A 20,019-nucleotide genomic window follows, 5' to 3' on the forward strand; every position below is an offset into this window, starting at 1 on the left:
GCTCAGGCTGATCATCAGCCTGTGCTTTTTTCATTTCCTGGGAAATAAATCCGGGGAGTGTCATATAGAATGGTATAAAAGACTTTTAATATCCCAATATTTAGGTTTTAAAATGAGCCTATACAATACTTATGTCACAAATTGAAGCGGTATTGTAATGAAAGATGTTCTTAATTGTCACGCGTCTGTAATATTCCCGTGCTATTTTAATTGTACTTACAAAAAGCAAAGGGGATAGCAGATTGAAAAAACTATTGGCAGTCTTAAGTTTTGCACTGATTTTATTCCTAGCAACTTCGATTCAGAGCTCAGCAGCATCAAACACATACACAGTAAAAAGTGGGGACACACTCTATAAGATTTCAAAAACGCAAAAAGTAACAGTCAGCAACTTGAAAATTTGGAACGGTTTAAAGTCCAATACAATTTATCCAAAACAAAAACTTCAATTAAAGAAACCGGCAGCGAAGACGGTTTCGAAAAAAACTACTCCATCCCGCTCTGCAAGCGGATCAGTAGTTAAAGAATTCACAGTTAGTGCAACTGCCTACACAGCCTACTGCAAAGGGTGTTCAGGAATTACCCGCACCGGGCTTAACTTAAAGAAAAACCCTGGCCTTAAAGTCATTGCGGTAGATCCGAAAGTTATTCCACTCGGAACGAAAGTCCATGTTAAAGGCTACGGCTATGCAGTCGCTGGAGATACTGGCGGCGCTATCAAAGGAAACAAAATCGATGTCTTTATTCCTACTCAAAGCAGCGCCCTTAAGTGGGGACGCAAGAACGTAAAAATAAAAATATTGAAATAAGCAAAAGCCGGTTCATGAAAATGAGCCGGCTTTTTTATGGCTTTTATTTGTCATGGTAAAGGAGGATTTGCCGAGGGCTTGCAATTGGGATCTTCTCTCGAAAATGGCGGTTCCCCAAGGTGCAGCGATTTTGAAAGAGCCTAAATTCAAATGAATAGTCTTTTTTTGAGTTTGACGGTATAATATTTGTATAATAAATGTAGAATTATTAGGGCTATTTGAATTGGAGGCATCTGTTATGTCGGAGAAGATGATTGTGATAGGGGCCGGACCTGGCGGCTTAGCTGCAGCCATGTTATTGGCGAGTAGAGGATACGAAGTGGATGTCTATGAGAAACAGCCTTGGGTAGGTGGCAGAAATGCAGAGCTGCGTTTAGGTGACTTTACTTTTGATACAGGACCGACTTTTTTGAGTATGCTTCATTTGGTAGAAGAGTTATTTGAAACGACCGGTCGCAATTTAAAAGATTATATGAATGCAGTTGAATTGGATCCTATGTACGAATTGATTTTTGAAGATCAGAACCTGATAATGACACGAAACAACCAGGAAATGAAGAAACAAATCAATGAAAACTTCAAAGGCGACGGTGATGGATACGAGCGTTTCATGAAAGAAACAGGAAAAAAACTGGAAGTTCTATCGCCCATGCTGCAATCGAAGATGGATAGCTATTTTAGTATGATCCAGCCGAAAGTTTTAAGGGCTTTGCCGGAACTTGAAGTGAACAAAACTCTCTATGATGTTTTATCCCGCTACTTTAAGGATGAACGATTAAAGATGGCCTTTGCCTTCCAGTCCAAATATTTGGGTATGTCGCCATGGGAATGTCCAGGAGCTTTTTCCATCCTGTCGTATATGGAGCACGCTTATGGTATTTACCATCCCATTGGAGGCGTAAACCAATTGTCTCAGGCAATGGCAAAAGTTGTTGAAGAACTTGGCGGTAAAATTCATACCAGTACAGGCGTCAAAAAATTATGGATTGAAAACCGAAAAGTTAAAGGGGTAGATCTGGAAAACGGACAGCGTGAAGCGGCGGACGAAGTCATTATTAACGGTGACTTTGCCCACGTCATGAACCATTTGGTTGAACCGGGAATCCTGAAAAAATATACACCGGAAAAACTGGCGAAGAAAAAATATTCCTGCTCCACATTTATGCTGTATTTGGGCCTTGATAAAAAATACGACTTGTCTCACCACACTATTATATTTTCAAAAGATTATAAGAAGAATGTAGAAGAGATGACAAAATCGCGCATTCTTTCCGCAGATCCTTCCATCTATGTACAAAACGCCAGTGTAACAGATCCAACACTAGCGCCAGAAGGGAAATCTGCCTTGTATATTTTAGCTCCTGTCCCAAATAACTTTAGCGACATTGGCTGGGAAAAAGAACAGCATGCGTTTCGGGAGTTGGTTTTGGATATCATTGAAGAAAAGTCCGAGTTTAAAAATCTGCGGGACCATATCGAAGTCGAAAAAATGCTGACACCGATGGGATGGCAGGAAGATTATTCAGTGTATCAGGGAGCGACGTTCAACCTGGGGCACCAATTAACGCAAATGATGGTATTTCGTCCACACAACAAATTTGAGGAACTGGAAAGTTGCTGGTTGGTTGGCGGGGGAACTCATCCAGGAAGCGGATTGCCAACGATCCTGGAATCTGCCCGCATTACAGCCAATGGCATTCTTGAGCAGCATGGCAAAAAAGGAATTCCGATTTTGCCTCTTCCGGCACTGGAGGGATTTGCATGAAAATCGCTATGATCGGCGGCGGCGTCGGCGGTATGATGGGTGCGCTGTATTTAACGGATATGGGCTTTGATGTCACCATTTTTGAAAAAGAAGAAAAACTTGGCGGCCGTTTAACTTTTGTGGAAAGAGATGGCTTTAAAGTAGATCAGGGCCCAACAATTGTCTTGTTGCCTGAAATGTTTCAGGATCTGCTTCAACAGGCAGGTGTTCCTGCTGAAGATATCGAATTGTTACTATGCGACCCACTTTATTCTATTCGTTTTCCAGATGGCACGGTATACACCAAATATCCCGATATCAACCGCCAGCTGGAAGAAATTGAAAATGTCTTCCCTGCTGAAAAAGAAGGATTCCTTCGGTACATTTCAGAAGGGCGCAAGCGATTTGAAATCGGAAAGTCATCATTTTTAGAGCATTCATTTGTTAACAAAGCCGATTTTTTTACAGCTGCAAACATTAAGAAATTATTAAAACTAAAGCCTCAACAGTCAGTCAAAAAGCTCACGTCAAATTATTTCCGCGATGAACGGCTGCAGTTGGCTTACTCGCTGCAATCCCTTTATATCGGTGGGGACCCGTTCCGCGCGCCGGCTATGTATTCGCTCGTTCCTTTCAGTGAACACGAACATGGAGTATATTATTTGAAAGGCGGTTACGGCAGCCTCATTCCTGTTTTGGAAAAAGAGCTGCGGCAACGCCAAAATGCGACCATCCAAACAAACTGTCCAGTGAAGCGGATTGTGACAGAAGACGGGAAAGCCAAAGCAATCGAAACAGCAGAGGGCTATGAAGAGTTTGATGCGATTGTTTATAATGGCGATTTCCCAGGCATTGAAAACGTTTTGCCCAAACAGAAGAAGAGGAGCTATACAGCTTCTTCCGGATGCGTGTTGTTGTATTTTGGACTAAATAAAGTATATGAAGAAGGAAATGTTCATCAATTTTTCATTGGCGATAGTTATGAAGACCACATGGACGATGTATTTGTGAAAAAACGGAAAACGGAAAATCCGGCAATTTATACTTTCCATCCGTCGAAGATAGATGATTCGCTTGCTCCTGAAGGGAAAGGCGTTCTCTATGTATTGGTTCCAGTACCTTCAGGGACAGATATTGACTGGGCGAACGATACGGCCTGGATCGAAAAAATCATTGACCGCATGGAAGAATTGGCTTTTCCGGATTTCCGGAAAGCAGTTGAATGGATGGAAGTCCGTACACCGACAGAAGCAGAAGCTTTTGGCCTCTTTAAAGGAGGCAGTTTTGGAATCGGTCCAACCTTGTTTCAGTCGGGTGTTTTCCGTCCCCAAGTCAAACCATATAAAACGGATCGCTTGTATGCAGTCGGTGCTTCTGTCCATCCCGGAGGAGGCATTCCGATTGTCATGCAAGGTGCAAAGCTGCTGGCAGAGCAAATCCAAGGCGATTTTGCAAAGGAAAGGAGCAATGCATGATGAATTTAAAAGATGCTTATACCTCCTGTGAACAAGTTATCGCTGTAAATTCAAAGAGTTTTTACAAAGCATTTTCCTTGTTGCCAAAGGAAAAACGCAAAGCCGTTTGGGCTGTTTATACGTTTTGCCGGACAGTGGACGATATTGTGGACGAAGGACTGAATTCCAAAGAAGAACTTGAACAATTCAAATTTGATTTTGAAAAATTTCAGACGGGCATCTACGATACTGAAAATCCGATGTGGGTAGCTTTGGCGCATGTATTCGAAAACTACGAAATGGATGTGGAAGCATTTTCAGGTTTAATTACCGGTCAGGAGATGGATTTGACCATCAATCGCTACCGGACGATGGAAGAGCTTTTGAATTACAGCTATCATGTGGCGAGTACTGTTGGACTGATGCTGCTGCCTATCTTAGCTCCAGGCAAGACCGGAGTTCTGAAGGAAGGCGCTATTTCACTGGGATACGCCATGCAGATCACCAACATTCTTCGGGATATTGGCGAAGACTTGAAAATGGGCCGAATTTATTTGCCTGAAGAAATCATGGGGAAATATGAGCTATGCGAAGAAGAGCTACGCTCCGGAAGAGTAACTCCTCAATTTATTGCAGTGTGGGAAGAACTGGCCGAAAAAGCGGAGTTCCATTACAAAAAAGCATTTGAAACCATCCAGGACTATCCTTTATCTTCAAGAGTTCCTGTAAAAGGGGCGGCATTGGTATATCGGGAAATTCTAGTCACCATCCGTTCTAAACAATATAATGTCTTCCTTGAAAAGCACTACGTACCAGAAGAGTCGAAACAAGCAATACTAGCTTGTTTGTAAAAAGAAAAGCGGAAGCGCCCGTGTAGATTCGACGGGCATAAGACGCACTGGCGAAGCGGCGTTTCTTCAGCCGCACAGCCAGAGTGGCTTATGACCCTAGGATCTGGCGCTGGAGTCTGGACAATGAAGAAAAGCGGAAGCGCCCGTGTAGCTCTGACGGGTCTGCTCCTATAACAGCAAAAGACACATCCATCATCGTGATGGATGTGTCTTTTTGAATTTCGCAATAATTTTATCGGCAACATTCAAGCCGCTCAATACGACCATGGGCGATCCGCCGCCGGGGTGGGTGCTTCCTCCGACGAAAAACAGATTGTGAATATCGCGGCTGGCATTGGGCGGACGCAGGAAGGCATCTTTTGGCCGATTGGATGAAGGGCCATAAAGAGCGCCGCGGAAGGAGCCGAACTTGTCGCAAATAAAAGCCGGTGTGAATATTTTTTCTTCAGCTAAATGGCTTCGAATATCGACGCCGTAGCTCGAGAGAAAGTCGTAGATTCGTTCTTTGTAAGCTTCAGGTTCAATTTGCAGATGCCCTTCTTTATTCAATGCGGGTGCATTGACTAAAATGAACAGGTTGTCGCCATCCGGTGAAATTGAAGGATCTGTATAGGAAGAGTTGCTGATATAGACTGTCGGTTCGTTGCTGTAGATTGAAGCATCAAACAAATCATGGAACTCCTGACGGTAGTCCGATGAGAAAAAGACGTTGTGATGCTTAAGAACATCGAGCCGTTTGGTCAAACCGGCAGTAATGACGAAAGCCGAAATGGATGGTTCAAAATCAGCCACTTTAGCATCATTTAAAGACGGCCGCTTTGCTTCTTCGACCAAAGCAGGAAAAGCTGACAACAGATCTCCATTTAAAATGACGAGGTCTGCCTCGATCCGGGTCCCGTCTCCAAGTATGATGCCCTGGGCTTCGCCATCTTCTATGAGGATTTTTTCGACCTCTTTATTGGTGTGCAATTGAGCACCGCATTTCCTCGCCACAGCAGCAAAGGCATTAGCGATTCCGGTATTTCCGCCTTTTGTGTAATAGACGCCTTCCACCAATTCCAAGTAAGCAATCATGGAAAAAGTGGCTGGTGCTTTGTAAGGGGAGGAGCCGATGTATGTGGCATACCGGTCGAATGCCTGAACGAGCATAGGATTTGTGAAATAGCGTTGGAAAAAATGGTGCATCGATTCTGCCGGCCGCACTTTAAGAAGTGCGAATCCGAGAGAAGGCGATAGGTAATCGCGCCAGGATTGAAACGTCACCGGGAAAAAGTAGCGTTCTGAATAACGATACAAGCGGCTGATTTCTTTTATGAATGCCTGGTACTTGTCGGCAGCCGAAGGATCAAGAGTTTTGAGCTGCTGAATCATCTGGTTCTGGTCGCTGGTAAAATCGAATAGACTGCCATCCGGAAAATGATTGCGGGTATGGGATTGCAAAGGGATGAAATCCAGATATTCCTGTGGCTTTTCACCCGTCTGGGAAATGACCCGATTAAAGACAGCCGGCATCGTGATGGTGTTGGGCCCGAAATCAAAACGGTAATTCCCCAGCTCGACAGGCATCAATTTGCCTCCTAGGTGACTATTCTTTTCAAAGAGTTCCACGTCGAATCCAGCATGGGCTAGCGTCACTGCAGAAGCAAGTCCGCCCAGTCCACCGCCGACTATGACAATTTTTTTCATGAATAATGTCTTCCTTTCCATGAATACGGCTGTTTTTTAAAGGATTTGCGCATCGATTCAACTAATACAGCAAGCATGGCGGCTGCCTGCAGGGGAATGAGGAATGACAGGTACCAGCGTTGATTGGTCACCATGTCCACATACCAGCGCTGGACAACTGTCAGCAAGTAAGGAAGGGTCCACCAATAGAACCCGCTGAACAAGCCGTAAAGAGCCAGGAACGGCGGAAGAATGTAAAAGATTGAATAGAACAAAATGAGAGCTGTGGCCATAACGGGTGACCGGCCGATTCCAGCATAGCTGTTTTTCAGGAAGCCTTCCCACACTTCAGCGTTGGTAGTATACATCCGGCATTTTACGGACATCGTGATATTTGCAAGCACGACTTTGAATCCGTGCTTTTTTACTTTTCGTGCAATGTGGACATCTTCAACCAGCGAATCATAGACAGCTGTATGTCCACCGATTTTTTGGTAGCTTTCGCTTTCAAACATCATCCACATGCCATTGGCCGCGGTTGCTGCTTTAAATTTGGTGTAATTGGCTAATGCCAGAGGCAGGTGGAATAAAATCACAAAATGCAGCATCGGGACAAGAAGCTTGCTGAGAAAAGGCGCTACATCAAAAGCGGGGAAACCTGTGAGCAGTTGGGCGCCTTTTTGCTGCATCAATGAAAGCGACTGTTCGATGGCTTTTGGGCGGAAGCGGACATCTGCATCGACAAACAGCAAATAGTCTCCGGAAGCGGCTTGCTGAAGCTGATGGCAGGCATGCACTTTGCCGACCCAGCCATCCGGCAATTGGGTACCCTGCAGGATGGTGAAGCGGGAATCTTCGGCAATCGCACGTTCCAGCTCCGTTTGAGTACCATCTGTCGATTGGTCATTTAAAATGATGAATTCTGCGTGTCCATATGTAGAATTCTTTAAGGACTTTATCAGAACCTCTACATTGCGTTCTTCGTTTCTCATGGGAACCAGAACGGATACCAAAGGGTCAAGAGAAAGTTGCGGCTGCTTGGGCAGGGCTGGAAGAAACAGGCGATTGATGATGATCCAGGCAAGAAAGAAAAGGTGAATTCCGATATAGATGGCCATAATCATCTTCTCCTTTTTCCGAGTGGCCGAAACCCTTCGCTGTTTTCACTGATGACTGTATCTCTCAAAGAATCGAGCTGTTCTATTGAAAGCTCTTGAAGATAGGCAGTTTTCTCTTTGCGCGACAAGTGTTTCAAAGTACCGGTCGATATCATTGGATGCTGACGAATCCAAATTTCGGGTTTTTGCTGATGACCGAAGGAATAATAAAAGCTGAGCGGCACAACCGGCACTTCCGGACAATGCTCCATCAGGTATGCGGCACCTGTCTGGAAAGCGAGTGGTCTTGTTTCAAGATGAAATTCATCTCCTTGAGGAAAAAGCACAACCGATTTTCCTTGCTTCAATAAGCCCTCGGCATATTGCAGCGACGTCAGAATTTCTTTCGGTTTTTTGCGGTTGATGGAAAATGCTCCTAAGTATCGGAAATAAGGATGCTTTTGGAGCCCTTCTTCGTGCATCATCATATGGATATCGTGACGCCAGACTGTACGGTTCAAATAGAAGAACAACAGGCCGTCCCACCAGGAACTGTGATTGGCGATAAACAATACCGGTTTCTTTGGTATAGCTTCCACACCTTGCCCGAGCATTCGGGAAAAAGAAGAACGGATGAGCGGCGTTAAGTACATGTTAAAGCCCGTTTCAAATAATGCCGATTTTTTTGCATCGATCATACAGGTCGCCTCTTCCATGCCACTAAGACAATCAAAGCAGTCAAAACAGTTGTTAGGAAAGCAGCCAGCCACAATCCCCCAATTGCCCCCAGCATGATGAACATGGCAATCATCAATACATACAGCACAACCATCCGTTTTTCAGGCAATTCGGATGCTATTGCCATAGATTTCTTTTTCATGGCCAAGTCGATTATCAGATGAAGGACGAATGCCACGACAAACCATCCAAAAAAATTGGTCCATGGAATTTCGTAATAAATGCCGGTATCTTCCCAAATCCAATATTGTTTGATTTGGTAGGCTACAGGATCGATGATCAGATCAATAATTACCGCTCCTATGCCGCCAACTGCGGCATACAGCAAGCCGCCGGCAGGCACAATCCAGCGCGCGATGACATGTGTAGTGGCCATGACCATTAACCAGGCGAAACCGATGGCAACCGGAACACCGAAGACATTTGGCGCAAACCGGTCTGTATAATCATAGGAACCAAAAAGAAATCCACTGTCTGCGCCCGCCCATTCTACAATGAATGTTGAAAAGAAAATGAGGATGCCGAGCACTGATCCACTAACAGCGCCAAAACGCTTAACGAAATATAAAAAGCCGAGTGTGCCAGCCAGCATCAAAAAGAATGCATTTGCCCATTCCAGCCAGGAAGGCAGCAGGTCAAAGCCAAGCAAAATGACACCGCATATGTACCAAAAAATAAAAAGTTTAAAAATCCGATTTTCCCACACCCAGAACAGCCCCTCAATAAATTGACTTATACAAAGATTATACAGGAATAGAATCGAAATATGAAAACCATAGCTATTAAACAAACAGAATCGTTATATTTAAAGGCCGAATGGGACTACAGAGTTTTAATTTTACAGAAAACGGGCATAAAACCTTATATCAAATTATCTATATTTTGTATCCTTGGAAATGAAAGCGTCTACGTTAAAGGGAATAGCGTGTTTACTTAGATAAAAGTAATAATTTTAATAAATGTTTTTTCTGAAACACAGAGCTCTGATCGCCTCTAGAACAAGCCTTCCGCACCTTTTTTCCCTGTCTGATAATATTGTCAGCTTCGAATTTTCTGTAAACTATTGCAGGGTTTCCTGCATACTAGTATACTTTAGAAGAGTAAATGAGTGTGTTCTTCAAGTGGAGGCGTTAAATATGCAGGATTTACTGCGAAGTGTGTCTAATTCTTACCCGGAATTTAGTTCAGGCCAAAAAAAAGTCGGTGATTTGTTTTTTAAAGAGCCAATTTTTTTAGCGTTCTCTTCTGCTCTTGAAGTCGGCAGGCGTGTCAATGTCAGTGAATCGACGGTGATACGGTGGACACAAAAGCTCGGGTACACAGGATATGCGGAATTTCAACAGGTTGTGCAGCGTAAATTGGCTGAAGAACGATTGGAAAAGGCCGAACAAAAAATACCGGAACCTGTCGCTGATCAGTCTTTTTTGGAAAATCTGCTTGATGCGGATATTTCCAGTATCGTGAAACTGAAAAAAACGATCAAAGAAGATCAACTTCTAAAGGTTGTTGACAGAATCAGCCAGGCAGACAGAATCTATGTGACTGGCAATTTTTTTGATTATGGCATAGCGCATTGGTTTTCCAATTGGCTGAACCTGGCACTTGACCATACAGAGATGATGTATTCTTCGACAGGGGAATACTACACCCAGCTCTCTAAGATGGCAAAGGGCGATTTGGTAATTGCTTTTGTTTTCCCGCGTTATTCCAGAATGGTCATTGATACGTTAAAGAGTGCAAAATCACAAGGAGCGGATGTAATCGTTTTGACTGATTCGGCAGATTCTCCAGCACTTGCATATGCAGACCATGTACTGACCGTATCCGTGAACACAAATTTGAACATTGATTCGTACACCTCTGTCCACGCACTTTTGACTTCAATCATGCGATTTGTTTATGTCAAAGAACAGGAAAAAGTAAATGACAATTTAGCAAAGGTTGAAGCGGTCTATAAAGAACGCAATATTTTCATGTAGCAGCACGCAATTCATTGGGAAGTTCCAAAACGCCTCGGCGATTTGGTCAATTATAAACGAAAAGGGGAGAGAAAGATGAAAAAGAAATTATCATTTTTAAGCGTAATTTTTTCCGCAGGAGTAGTATTAGCAGCTTGTGGAGGGGACGACTCATCCAGTTCGGAAGAAGGATCAGGCACAGAAGGCGAGAGCGGTGATTTGAACTTGTTAGAAGATGGCATGTTTACAACCGCCTCAAGCGGACTTTACAAGCCTTTCAGTTTTGAAGAAGGCGGAAATCTTACAGGGTTTGATATTGAAATCGGCAACGCACTTGCAGAAGAGATGGGTCTGGAGCCGAATCCGGTAACAACGCCATTTGAAACGATTATCCAAGGATTGAACACCAACCGCTATGATGCCATTATCGGTTCGATGTCAAATACGGCAGAACGTGCTGAGCAAGTTGCATTTTCTGATCCATATTATTATTCAGGTGGAGCAATTTTCGTCCGTGAAGGAAATACCGAAATCCAGTCTGCTGAAGATTTGGAAGGCGTCAAAATCGGTGTAGTAGGGCAAAGTACATATGACACAGCTGCCCAAGAATACACAGATGATATTCAAATTTACTCCAGTGACGTAGTCGCATTGCAGGATTTAACAGTTGAAGGTCGTTTAGATGCAGTAATTACAGCAGATGTTGTCGGTTTTGAAGCCCAAAATGAAGGACTGGCAGTTGAAATGGTCGGTGATCCGTTATGGGTTGAACAACCATCAATCGCTGTTCGCCAAGAAGATGAAGCATTGCTTCAGGCTATAGATGAGGCATTGGATACAATCATTGAAAACGGAACATACGATGAGATTTCACAAAAATGGTTTGGCCGCAACCTCCTTGATATAGATCTTGAAGGCGTAGAAGTTCTCGAATAATTATTTGAGATGAAGAGGAGTGGAAGGCATGCCAGAGATATTTGTAACAGTTTATGATGTATTCATGCGAACATACCCTGGTTTTTTAGAAGCCACTGTCGTTACGCTTCAATTGACAGCAATCGGTGTAATTTTAGGGACAGTTATCGGACTCGTCTTTGCATTGATGAAAATTTCAGGATCAAAAATCTTACAGACTATTGCCAACATTTACATCACGATCATTCGCGGTACGCCGCTGATTGTGCAGATTATGTTTTTGTATTTCGGCATCGTCGAAATTTATACAATGTCTAATTTCTGGGCGGGGGCTATTGCACTCGGTGTCCATAATGGAGCATATATTGCAGAAATTTTCCGCGGCTCAATTCAGGGAATCGATCCTGGCCAGCGCGAAGCCAGTATGTCACTGGGGATGGACCGCCGCCAGACTATGAGCCGAATCGTATTTCCACAGGCTTTGCGCCGTTCGATTCCGCCGCTTGGCAACCAGTTCATCATTACGTTGAAAGATTCATCACTCGTTTACATCATCGGGGTAGCGGAAATCTTCTCTCTTGGAAACCGGGAAGCTGCACAATCATACCAGCCATTTGAATCATTCCTGGTTGTTGCGCTCTACTACCTCGTGCTTGTCATGATTTTCACATTCTTATTGCGTTTGTATGAAAACAAACTCGATGTCGACAGAGCCTAAGGAGGGACTAACATGATTATTGGAGAAAACATTCATAAATCCTTTGGTGACCTCGAGGTACTGAAAGGCGTAGATCTTCACGTCAAACCACAGGAAGTTGTCGTACTTGTCGGAGTCAGCGGCTCTGGGAAAAGTACACTTCTCAGATGCTTCAACTTTCTTGAAATGATCAACGAAGGAAAAATTACAATTGATGGCCATACAGTCAATCCGAAAAAAGATAACTTAACTAAAATTCGTGCTGAAGTTGGCATGGTGTTCCAGCATTTCAACCTCTTTCCTCACAAGACAGTATTGGAGAATGTGATAGAAGCACCCATCACTGTCAAAAAGATGAAAAAGGAAGAAGCGAAAAAACTGGGAGCGGAATTGCTGAAAAAGGTTGGTTTGGAAGATAAAGCTAATGTCTACCCGAGTAAGCTTTCCGGAGGACAAAAGCAGCGTGTTGCCATCGCCCGGTCACTTGCAATGCAGCCGAAAGTCATGCTGTTTGATGAACCGACGTCAGCACTGGATCCGGAACTGGTTGGAGAAGTGCTGCAGGTTATGAAGCAGTTGGCTGAAGAAGGAATGACTATGGTCGTTGTGACCCATGAGATGAAGTTCGCCAAAGAAGTGGCGGATCGCATTATCATGATTGATGAAGGTAGAATCATTGAATCTGCAGATCCAAAGAATTTCTTTGAAAATCCGCAAAACGAGCGGACAAAACAGTTTATTCAACTTGTGGAATAACTAGCTGGCAGTGGGTTTAAAATACTAAGTGGATAAGAAGGAGTCGGTTCAAATGAACTGATTCCTTCTTTCTTTTAATAATTGACGTTTGCTAAACGGCAAATCGGTTAAGCTATAAGTAATGAGAGTACTTGAGGAGGCAGAAGGGATGAAAATCGAAGATATCATGACGACAGACGTCGAAACGTGCAGACCCGAATCAACGCTTCAAGAAGTTGCCTCAATGATGCGTGAAATAAATGTAGGGTCAATTCCCATCTGTGAAGATGGACGTTTAGTTGGGATCGTTACAGATCGCGACATTGTCATTCGTGGGCTTGCCGAACAGATTCCAAGTGATGCTGCTATCGCGGAAATCCTATCGGCGGAAGTCATTACCGGAACAGTAAGCCTTACCGTCGAGGAAGCGGCTGAGTTAATGGCCATCCACAAGATCCGCAGGCTTCCCATTGTAGCGAATGAACGAATCATTGGCATTGTTTCGTTAGGTGACTTGGCTATCAGAGATGATTCGGCTAATCACTATGCAGAAAATACCATTATTGAAATCTCGGAGCTGGATTAAGCAGCTGGCCGTGAAAAAGCCTTTCCACATAGGAAAGGCTTTTTTGCATGGCGATTACTCGTCTTTTTCAATGATGGAAACAGAAATCATCGGCATATTTTCGTCGGCATTGCCTTCGAAGATACCATCCGCTGAAATACTGTCACCCACCTCTACCGGCGTTTCTGCCATATTCCGAATATAGATGCGGTTTTCTCCATTTCCGATGATAAATGAAGGAAAGGCGATGTCGTCTGCCAATTCTTCAACTGTGCCTTGGACAGAAACACCAGTGCCTTCTTCAATCGTTCCAGAAGCTAACTCTTCAAAACTCGCAAACTCTGCATTTTCCGCTTCCTCTGGAGAGGTTGGATCCAATTCTCCGTCAGGGGCAGTAACTTCTGTCTGACTTTCTTCACTGGTATCAGGTGCTTCTCCCCCGCAGGCAGCCAGCAACAAAATCATACTTAGCGGAATAAAAAATCTGTACACACAATCACGCTCCTTCAAAATTAAATGCTGTTAGTTGAACATACCCTTTTCAAAAGCTTGCTAAAACTGAGTCGAATTTGAAAAAAAACCGTCCAGGTAGTATAGTAAAAATCAAATCCATTCTGAAAAGGAGATTTACATGGCCAGAGCTACCAGAAAAATCGAGATTCTTCATGCAGCATCAAAAATTGTCAGTGAGCGGGGCATTTTTAATTTAACTTTAGAAGCTACAGCGATTGAAGCTGGAGTCAGCAAAGGAGGACTGCTTTACCATTTCCCTTCTAAGGAAGCTTTGGTCAAAGGGATGGTGGACCATTTGGCTGAAAATTACCGGGATAAAATTGCTGCTTCGGTAGCTGAATCAACAAAAGAAAAAGGGAAATGGATTCAATCCTACGCGGATGTAACATTCAATAATCCTTATCCAAATAAAGAAATGCATGCGGGCTTATTAGCGGCTAAAGCAGTGAATTCTGATTTGTTGGATCCAATCCGTGACCTTTACAACGAATGGCAGACTAAAATTGAACAAGACGGAATCGACCCGGTGAAAGCCACGATTATCCGTTTAGCAACAGATGGAATTTGGTTGTCCGAGCTTTTCGACATTCACCATTTAGGCGAAGAAAGAAAAGAGGAAGTGTATGTAAAGTTGAAAAACTGGATAGATGAATAAGCCGGAATCACGTCATTTTAAAAATGATGTGATTTTTTTTAGTGCTTTTAACTGTGCACTAAAGCCTAGAGAGGTATAGGATAAGCCGGTTATCAGCCAGGACCGCATCAATTTTATACACGAAATCGCCTTGAAACATTACCGTCTGGATGGTACAGTTTAAAACGTGCGAAAAAACAATTAATTATTATATGCAATAAAAACCAAACTTGAATGAGTACATATGCCTAAAATTTTACAGGAGAGATAAAATGACGCAAAAAGTTTTATTAACAGCCGCAGTAACAGGAGCAGGAGATACTACTGCTAAAAATCAATATGTACCTGTGACGCCAAAAGAAATCGCAGCATCGGCAATTGAATCGGCAAAAGCTGGAGCCACTGTTGCCCACGTTCATGCACGAGATCCCCAAACTGGCGGCATAAGCCACAGTCTGGACCATTACCGCGAAATCATTGAACGAATTCGTGAATCCGAAACGGATGTAATCATAAACATTACCTCGGGAGGAGGGGGAGACTTTATTCCGAACCTCTCGAATCCTTCAACAGGCGGCGAAGGCACAGATATGCAAACACCTAAAGAACGGCATGAACCGGTTGGCAGCTTGCTGCCGGAAATGTGCACTTTGGATTGCGGCAGTGTAAACTTCGGCGACATGGTCTACATGAGCCCGACCGATTGGCTGCGTGAACAAGCGAGGCTGATACAGGAAAGCGGTGTAAAACCAGAGTTGGAATGTTTTGATACCGGACATCTTCGATTTGCCAAGCAATTGATCGCTGAGGGGTTGATTGATGGCGATCCAATGTTCCAATTTTGCCTTGGCATTCCGTGGGGCGCAGATGCTGATGAAGAAACCATGCAGTATATGAAAAACCGTCTTCCCGATAATGCACATTGGTCAGCCTTTGGCATCGGGCGCATGCAAATGCCGATATTGGAAATGGCTGCACAAAATGGCGGGAACGTCCGTGTAGGGCTTGAAGATAATCTTTATTTAGGAAAAGGGATTTTTGCACGCAATGAACAGCTTGTCGACCAAGCCGTATCAAAATTGCATGCTGCGAATATTGAAGTGATGACGCCGCAAGAAGCGCGCGTCCACTTCCAACTGAACAATCCTTACGGAGGCCATAATAATGGACAATAAAATGCATCAAATTAATAAGATCGCCGTTGTTGGAACCGGCGTCATCGGAAACGGCTGGATCGCCCGTTTCCTGGCACAGGGTTTTGACGTAATCGCATTTGATCCAGCAGAAGGTGCGGAGCAACGGACGCAAAAAGCCATCGATCAAGCATGGCCGTCTTTGGTGAAAATAGGTCTGGCAGATGGAGCGGCCCAAAACCGTCTGACATTTATGCCGACTATCAAAGAGGCAGTTTGCGATGCAGATCTGATTCAGGAAAATGTCCCTGAACGTGAAGATTTGAAAAAATCTGTACTGGCAAGCATTGATGCATATGCCAAACCGGAAGCTATTATTGGATCGAGTACATCGGGCATTATGCCGAGCACGCTGCAAGAAGGACTGATGCATCCTGAACGCTTAATCGTAGCCCATCCGTTTAATCCGGTATATATTTTGCCGCTGGTTGAACTGGTTGCAGGCAAGGAAACCAGCGCCGCCGTCATGGATCGTGCCAAAAACTTTTACGCCAGTATAGAAATGAAGCCTTTGATCATCCGTAAAGAAATTGAAGGCCATCTCGCTGACCGGTTGATGGAAGCTTTGTGGCGTGAAGCTTTGCACTTAGTGAATGACGGAGTAGCAACGACTGAAGAAGTGGATGCAGCCATTATTTACGGAGCAGGCCTGCGCTGGGCTCAGATGGGGCCATTCTTGACCTTCCATCTTGCCGGTGGAGAAAAAGGGATGCGCCATATGCTTGAACAATTTGGACCAACGTTAAAATTGCCATGGACCAAACTGGAAGCCCCTGAACTAACAGATGAATTGAAAGAAAAAGTGATTACCGGCTGCGAAACGCATGCAGGTGACACAACAATTGCTGAAATGGAAGAAAAACGCAACGCCTTTTTGGTTGAACTATTGGATTTGGTGGAAGCCTATTGGCCCGAAACTACAGCAACAGAAAAAGCGGTTGTCAAACAATAAAGTGTTGAAAGGAGGTTGGCAAAATGGCTCAATCATCTTTAATACATAAAGAGCGGGTTGTCAGTGAATGGGTTGATTACAACGGCCATATGAATGACGCAGCTTATGCAAAAGTATTCAGCCAGGCAGCAGATAGTTTTATCGATTCTCTGGGCCTGGATGAAACGGCCCGCTCTCGTTGCAATTACACAATCTTTACGCTCGAAACGCATTTGTGCTACTTGAAAGAAGTGCATGAACATGAAAAGCTGTCGATTGAATTCAGGCTGCTGGATAGCGATGCCAAAAGGCTGCATACCTTTCTTTCAATGACAAACTCCGCCGAGGAGCTGGTTGCGACCAGTGAGCAGATGTGGATGGGCATGGATACAGCAAAAGGCAAACCTGCCCCATTTCCGCAAGCGGTTGGCGAAACAATAGAAGAACTTAGCGTATTGCATAAAGAGTTGCCAATGCCAAAACAGGCAGGCAGAAGGATCGGTTTTTAACCTTCGTCTGCTGCACTAAATTGAGGAGCATGTGTATGAAAAAGATAGAAGTGAATAACTTAACCAAAATTTTCGGTTCTCATCCACAACAAGGATTGAAGAGGCTGATGAACGGTGAACAAAAAGAAAGCATCTTAGCGGAGACCGGTATGACAGTAGGGGTTAACCAAGCTTCTTTTTCAGTAGAAGCAGGTGAATTTTTTGTCATCATGGGACTGTCGGGAAGCGGGAAATCAACATTGATCCGCTTAGTGAACAGGTTGATCGAGCCGACTTCGGGTGAAGTGCTGATCGATGGCCAAAATATTGTCGAGATGGGAAAAAACGAACTGATTGAAACGAGACGGAAAAAACTGGGGATGGTATTTCAACAGTTTGGATTGTTTCCGCACCGGACCGTTTTGCAGAACGTTGCGTACGGACTTGAAATTCAGGGAGTCAAAAAAGAAGAACGCAACAAACGCGCCCAGCAATCCATTGAAGACGTTGGTTTGCACGGTTATGAAAACAGTTACCCTAAAGAGCTGAGTGGAGGGATGCAGCAGCGTGTAGGTCTTGCACGTGCCCTGGCTAACGATTCGGACATTCTTCTTATGGATGAGGCATTCAGTGCACTTGATCCATTGATTCGCAAAGAAATGCAGGATGAACTGTTGAACCTTCAAAACAAATTAGGGAAAACAATCTTGTTTATTACACATGACTTGGATGAAGCGCTGAAACTGGGAGACCGCATCGCCATCATGAAAAATGGTGAAATTGTTCAAGTGGGCACAGCCGATGAAATTCTTGAAAATCCAGCGAATGAATATGTTTCGAATTTCGTCAAAGATGTAGACCGTTCGAAAGTACTTATGGCTTCTCATGTCATGAAAAAACCAGCAGTCCATATGGCAGACAAAAGCGGTGCCTTGGCAGCCGTTCGAAAAATGGAAGAAGCGGGAGCTTCAAGCATCTTTGTTGTCGATAAAGACAATAACTTCAAAGGCCTGCTGACAATTGATAACGCCATCAATGCATATAAAGAAAATTTGCCGATTGAAAACGTATTGATCGAAGATATTCACGAAATTTCTCCAGAAACCCCTTTAAATGACCTCTTTGGTGTAGCTGTCGAAGCGAAATATCCACTGGCAGTGGTTGAAAATGGGAAATTGCTTGGAATCGTATCACGGGTTTCCATTTTGTCCGGTTTAGTCTTAGGGAAAAATGAGGTGACTACGCCATGAATTATTTTACACTTCCTTTGGAAGAAGGGACCAATCGCTTTGTAGACGACTGGCTCCTGCCAGTAACTGGCGAGTTCTTTGACAGTATTAGCGAAGGCCTTCGAACCTTTGTGGACGGAGTAACAGACTTATTGATTGCAGCTCCTCCAGAATTGCTTGTGCTGATTCTAATCATCATATCCTGGAAATTTTCAGGAAAAGGGCTGGCATTGTTTGCACTGTTGGGAAGCCTTTATCTGGGATCTGTCGATTTATGGGAAGCGGCGATGCAGACAGTGGCAATTGTCATCGTGTCCACGCTGATTTCAGTAATTATCGGAATTCCGTTTGGCATATTGGCAGCAACCAATAAAACGATGGCCAGCGTTGTCCGTCCGATTTTGGACTTTATGCAGACACTGCCAAGTTTTGTTTATTTGATACCTGCTATTCTTTTATTCGGCCTTGGAAATGTTCCGGCTGTAATTGCCACTTTCGTATTTGCAACACCTCCGGCAGTCCGCATGACCACACTCGGAATCCAGCAAGTGCCTGCGGATGTTGTGGAAGCATCAAAAGCTTTCGGTTCAACCAAATGGCAGCTGCTGTATAAAGTGCAATTGCCTTTGGCGTTGCCTTCGATCATGGCGGGGGTTAATCAGACGATGATGCTCGCGCTTTCGATGGCGGTCATTGCATCGATGATCGGAGCCCCAGGCTTGGGATCGGTGGTATTAGAAGGGATTTCTACTGTAAATGTAGGTCTTGGCCTGACAGGCGGGTTAGGAATCGTTGTGCTCGCCATTATCATGGACCGGATCACTCAAGGGTTGGTTCGGAAAAATAAAAAATAAAATAAAAGGGGAAATGAAAAATGAAAAAGAGTTTATTTTTAGCAATAGTTGCATTGATGGTCGCCGTTTTGGCGGCTTGCGGTTCTGATACTGAAGAAACAGAAGAAGGCACTGCAGGTGCTGAGCAACAAACAATCTCCTTTGGTGTAACGCCATGGACAAGTACTGTACCGCCTACAAAAATTGCAGGGCTAATTTTGCAGGACATGGGTTATGAAGTAGTCGAGACCAATGCTGATGCAGGCAGTGTTTATACTGGATTATCCCGTGGAGACCTTGATGTTTTCATGGATGCTTGGGTGCCGATGCACCAAAATTACCTGGATAAATACGAAGGCGATATTGAAAGCACTTCTGTAAGCTATCCGGAAGCAGAAACTGGCTGGACAGTTCCAGCATATATGGAAGACATAAATTCTCTTGAAGATCTGGAAGGACGCGAAGGCGAATTTGATAATGAGTTCTACGGCATTGAAGCTGGAGCAGGCGCTACCATAGAAAGTGATGAAATCATTGAAACTTACGGATTTGATATGACGCAAGTGAGTTCTTCAGAAGGCGGCATGCTCGCTCAAGCCCAAAAGTTGATGGCTCAAGAAGAGCCGGTTATCTTTTATGGCTGGAGACCCCATACGATGTTCAATAAATTTGATTTGAAAGTATTGACCAATGAACAAGGATTTTTCGAAACTTCATCTGTTGAAGTCATCACCAACACTGAATTGAAGGATAATGCACCAGAAGCTTATGAATTTTTGAGCAATTGGAGCATTTCACTTGATGACGTAGAAGAAATGATTGTGAAGATTGAAGAAGGCGGAGAGCCTGAAGAAGTTGCCCAGGAATGGATCGACAACAATCAAGATAAAGTTGCCGAAATGACTGGCGAGTAAGCAATAACGAGTGCATCCACTATTGTGCGAACAATAGTGGATGCACTTTTTCTTTT

At 44.0% G+C, this 20,019-nt stretch carries 21 protein-coding genes; 16 read left to right on the forward strand and 5 right to left on the reverse strand.

The window, feature by feature from the left end:
• The first annotated feature begins 242 nt into the window (after positions 1–242).
• The 4 genes from GJB59_RS08325 to GJB59_RS08340 all read left to right on the forward strand — a co-directional run bounded on the left by GJB59_RS08325 (position 243) and on the right by GJB59_RS08340 (position 4,858).
• A complete protein-coding gene (locus GJB59_RS08325) occupies positions 243–809 on the forward strand; it encodes a 3D domain-containing protein (RefSeq protein WP_185959996.1) in 567 nt (188 codons plus the stop codon).
• A 238-nt stretch (positions 810–1,047) separates the two neighbouring features.
• Entirely contained in the window at positions 1,048–2,574 is a 1,527-nt protein-coding gene (locus GJB59_RS08330) for a phytoene desaturase family protein (protein WP_142826799.1), read from the forward strand.
• Entirely contained in the window at positions 2,571–4,028 is a 1,458-nt protein-coding gene (locus GJB59_RS08335; protein ID WP_142826800.1) for a phytoene desaturase family protein, read from the forward strand. Before GJB59_RS08330 ends, GJB59_RS08335 begins: the two co-directional genes overlap by 4 nt.
• The gene (locus GJB59_RS08340) at positions 4,025–4,858 is read left to right on the forward strand and encodes a phytoene/squalene synthase family protein (protein ID WP_142826801.1); all 834 of its coding nucleotides are present in this window, start codon (positions 4,025–4,027) and stop codon (positions 4,856–4,858) included. Before GJB59_RS08335 ends, GJB59_RS08340 begins: the two co-directional genes overlap by 4 nt.
• 192 nt (positions 4,859–5,050) lie before the next feature.
• On the opposite strand, the gene GJB59_RS08345 is transcribed toward GJB59_RS08340, so the two are convergent.
• The 4 genes from GJB59_RS08345 to GJB59_RS08360 are packed head-to-tail and all read right to left on the reverse strand — an operon-like array spanning position 5,051 to position 9,064.
• On the reverse strand, positions 5,051–6,544 hold the full coding sequence (locus tag GJB59_RS08345) for a phytoene desaturase family protein (protein WP_142826802.1): 1,494 nt from the start codon (positions 6,542–6,544) through the stop codon (positions 5,051–5,053).
• Positions 6,541–7,641, reverse strand: a complete 1,101-nt coding sequence (locus tag GJB59_RS08350) for a glycosyltransferase family 2 protein (RefSeq protein WP_142826803.1) — start codon at positions 7,639–7,641, stop codon at positions 6,541–6,543. Before GJB59_RS08350 ends, GJB59_RS08345 begins: the two co-directional genes overlap by 4 nt.
• 2 nt (positions 7,642–7,643) lie before the next feature.
• Positions 7,644–8,318: a lysophospholipid acyltransferase family protein gene (locus GJB59_RS08355; RefSeq protein ID WP_142826804.1), complete on the reverse strand. Its 675-nt coding sequence runs from the start codon at positions 8,316–8,318 to the stop codon at positions 7,644–7,646.
• Positions 8,315–9,064 (reverse strand): carotenoid biosynthesis protein, encoded by a 750-nt coding sequence (locus tag GJB59_RS08360; protein WP_142826805.1) that lies wholly within the window; start codon positions 9,062–9,064, stop codon positions 8,315–8,317. The genes GJB59_RS08355 and GJB59_RS08360 overlap by 4 nt, the downstream gene beginning before the upstream one ends.
• Before the next feature lie 430 nt (positions 9,065–9,494).
• Between GJB59_RS08360 and GJB59_RS08365 the strand changes: the two genes are divergently transcribed.
• From GJB59_RS08365 to GJB59_RS08385, 5 genes are all read left to right on the forward strand, one after another.
• Positions 9,495–10,337, forward strand: coding sequence for a MurR/RpiR family transcriptional regulator (locus tag GJB59_RS08365; protein WP_142826806.1), 843 nt, complete (start codon positions 9,495–9,497; stop codon positions 10,335–10,337).
• Positions 10,338–10,412: 75 nt separating this feature from the next.
• Positions 10,413–11,252, forward strand: a complete 840-nt coding sequence (locus GJB59_RS08370; RefSeq protein ID WP_142826807.1) for a transporter substrate-binding domain-containing protein — start codon at positions 10,413–10,415, stop codon at positions 11,250–11,252.
• Positions 11,253–11,280: 28 nt separating this feature from the next.
• Complete coding sequence (locus GJB59_RS08375) at positions 11,281–11,949, forward strand: amino acid ABC transporter permease (protein ID WP_142826808.1); 669 nt, start codon at positions 11,281–11,283, stop codon at positions 11,947–11,949.
• A gap of 12 nt (positions 11,950–11,961) precedes the next feature.
• The gene (locus GJB59_RS08380) at positions 11,962–12,684 is read left to right on the forward strand and encodes an amino acid ABC transporter ATP-binding protein (RefSeq protein ID WP_142826809.1); all 723 of its coding nucleotides are present in this window, start codon (positions 11,962–11,964) and stop codon (positions 12,682–12,684) included.
• Between the two features lie 148 nt (positions 12,685–12,832).
• Positions 12,833–13,249 (forward strand): CBS domain-containing protein, encoded by a 417-nt coding sequence (locus GJB59_RS08385; protein ID WP_142826810.1) that lies wholly within the window; start codon positions 12,833–12,835, stop codon positions 13,247–13,249.
• A 54-nt stretch (positions 13,250–13,303) separates the two neighbouring features.
• On the opposite strand, the gene GJB59_RS08390 is transcribed toward GJB59_RS08385, so the two are convergent.
• The gene (locus tag GJB59_RS08390) at positions 13,304–13,720 is read right to left on the reverse strand and encodes a hypothetical protein (RefSeq protein WP_142826811.1); all 417 of its coding nucleotides are present in this window, start codon (positions 13,718–13,720) and stop codon (positions 13,304–13,306) included.
• A 139-nt stretch (positions 13,721–13,859) separates the two neighbouring features.
• On the opposite strand from GJB59_RS08390, the gene GJB59_RS08395 reads away from it, so the two are divergent.
• From GJB59_RS08395 to GJB59_RS08425, 7 genes are all read left to right on the forward strand, one after another.
• Entirely contained in the window at positions 13,860–14,396 is a 537-nt protein-coding gene (locus GJB59_RS08395; protein WP_142826812.1) for a TetR/AcrR family transcriptional regulator, read from the forward strand.
• 251 nt (positions 14,397–14,647) lie between these two features.
• Positions 14,648–15,550: a beta-keto acid cleavage family enzyme gene (locus tag GJB59_RS08400; protein WP_142826813.1), complete on the forward strand. Its 903-nt coding sequence runs from the start codon at positions 14,648–14,650 to the stop codon at positions 15,548–15,550.
• A complete protein-coding gene (locus GJB59_RS08405; protein ID WP_142826814.1) occupies positions 15,540–16,520 on the forward strand; it encodes an L-carnitine dehydrogenase in 981 nt (326 codons plus the stop codon). The genes GJB59_RS08400 and GJB59_RS08405 overlap by 11 nt, the downstream gene beginning before the upstream one ends.
• Before the next feature lie 23 nt (positions 16,521–16,543).
• Positions 16,544–17,008: a thioesterase family protein gene (locus tag GJB59_RS08410; protein ID WP_142826815.1), complete on the forward strand. Its 465-nt coding sequence runs from the start codon at positions 16,544–16,546 to the stop codon at positions 17,006–17,008.
• A 35-nt stretch (positions 17,009–17,043) separates the two neighbouring features.
• On the forward strand, positions 17,044–18,237 hold the full coding sequence (locus tag GJB59_RS08415) for a quaternary amine ABC transporter ATP-binding protein (RefSeq protein ID WP_142826816.1): 1,194 nt from the start codon (positions 17,044–17,046) through the stop codon (positions 18,235–18,237).
• Positions 18,234–19,070 (forward strand): ABC transporter permease, encoded by an 837-nt coding sequence (locus GJB59_RS08420; protein ID WP_142826817.1) that lies wholly within the window; start codon positions 18,234–18,236, stop codon positions 19,068–19,070. Before GJB59_RS08415 ends, GJB59_RS08420 begins: the two co-directional genes overlap by 4 nt.
• A 20-nt stretch (positions 19,071–19,090) precedes the next feature.
• Positions 19,091–19,963 carry a glycine betaine ABC transporter substrate-binding protein gene (locus GJB59_RS08425; protein ID WP_142826818.1) on the forward strand — a complete coding sequence of 291 codons (873 nt, stop codon included), beginning with the start codon at positions 19,091–19,093 and terminating at the stop codon, positions 19,961–19,963.
• Positions 19,964–20,019 lie beyond the last annotated feature (56 nt).

Source organism: Planococcus soli (assembly GCF_016881065.1).
GTDB lineage: Bacteria > Bacillota > Bacilli > Bacillales_A > Planococcaceae > Planococcus > Planococcus soli.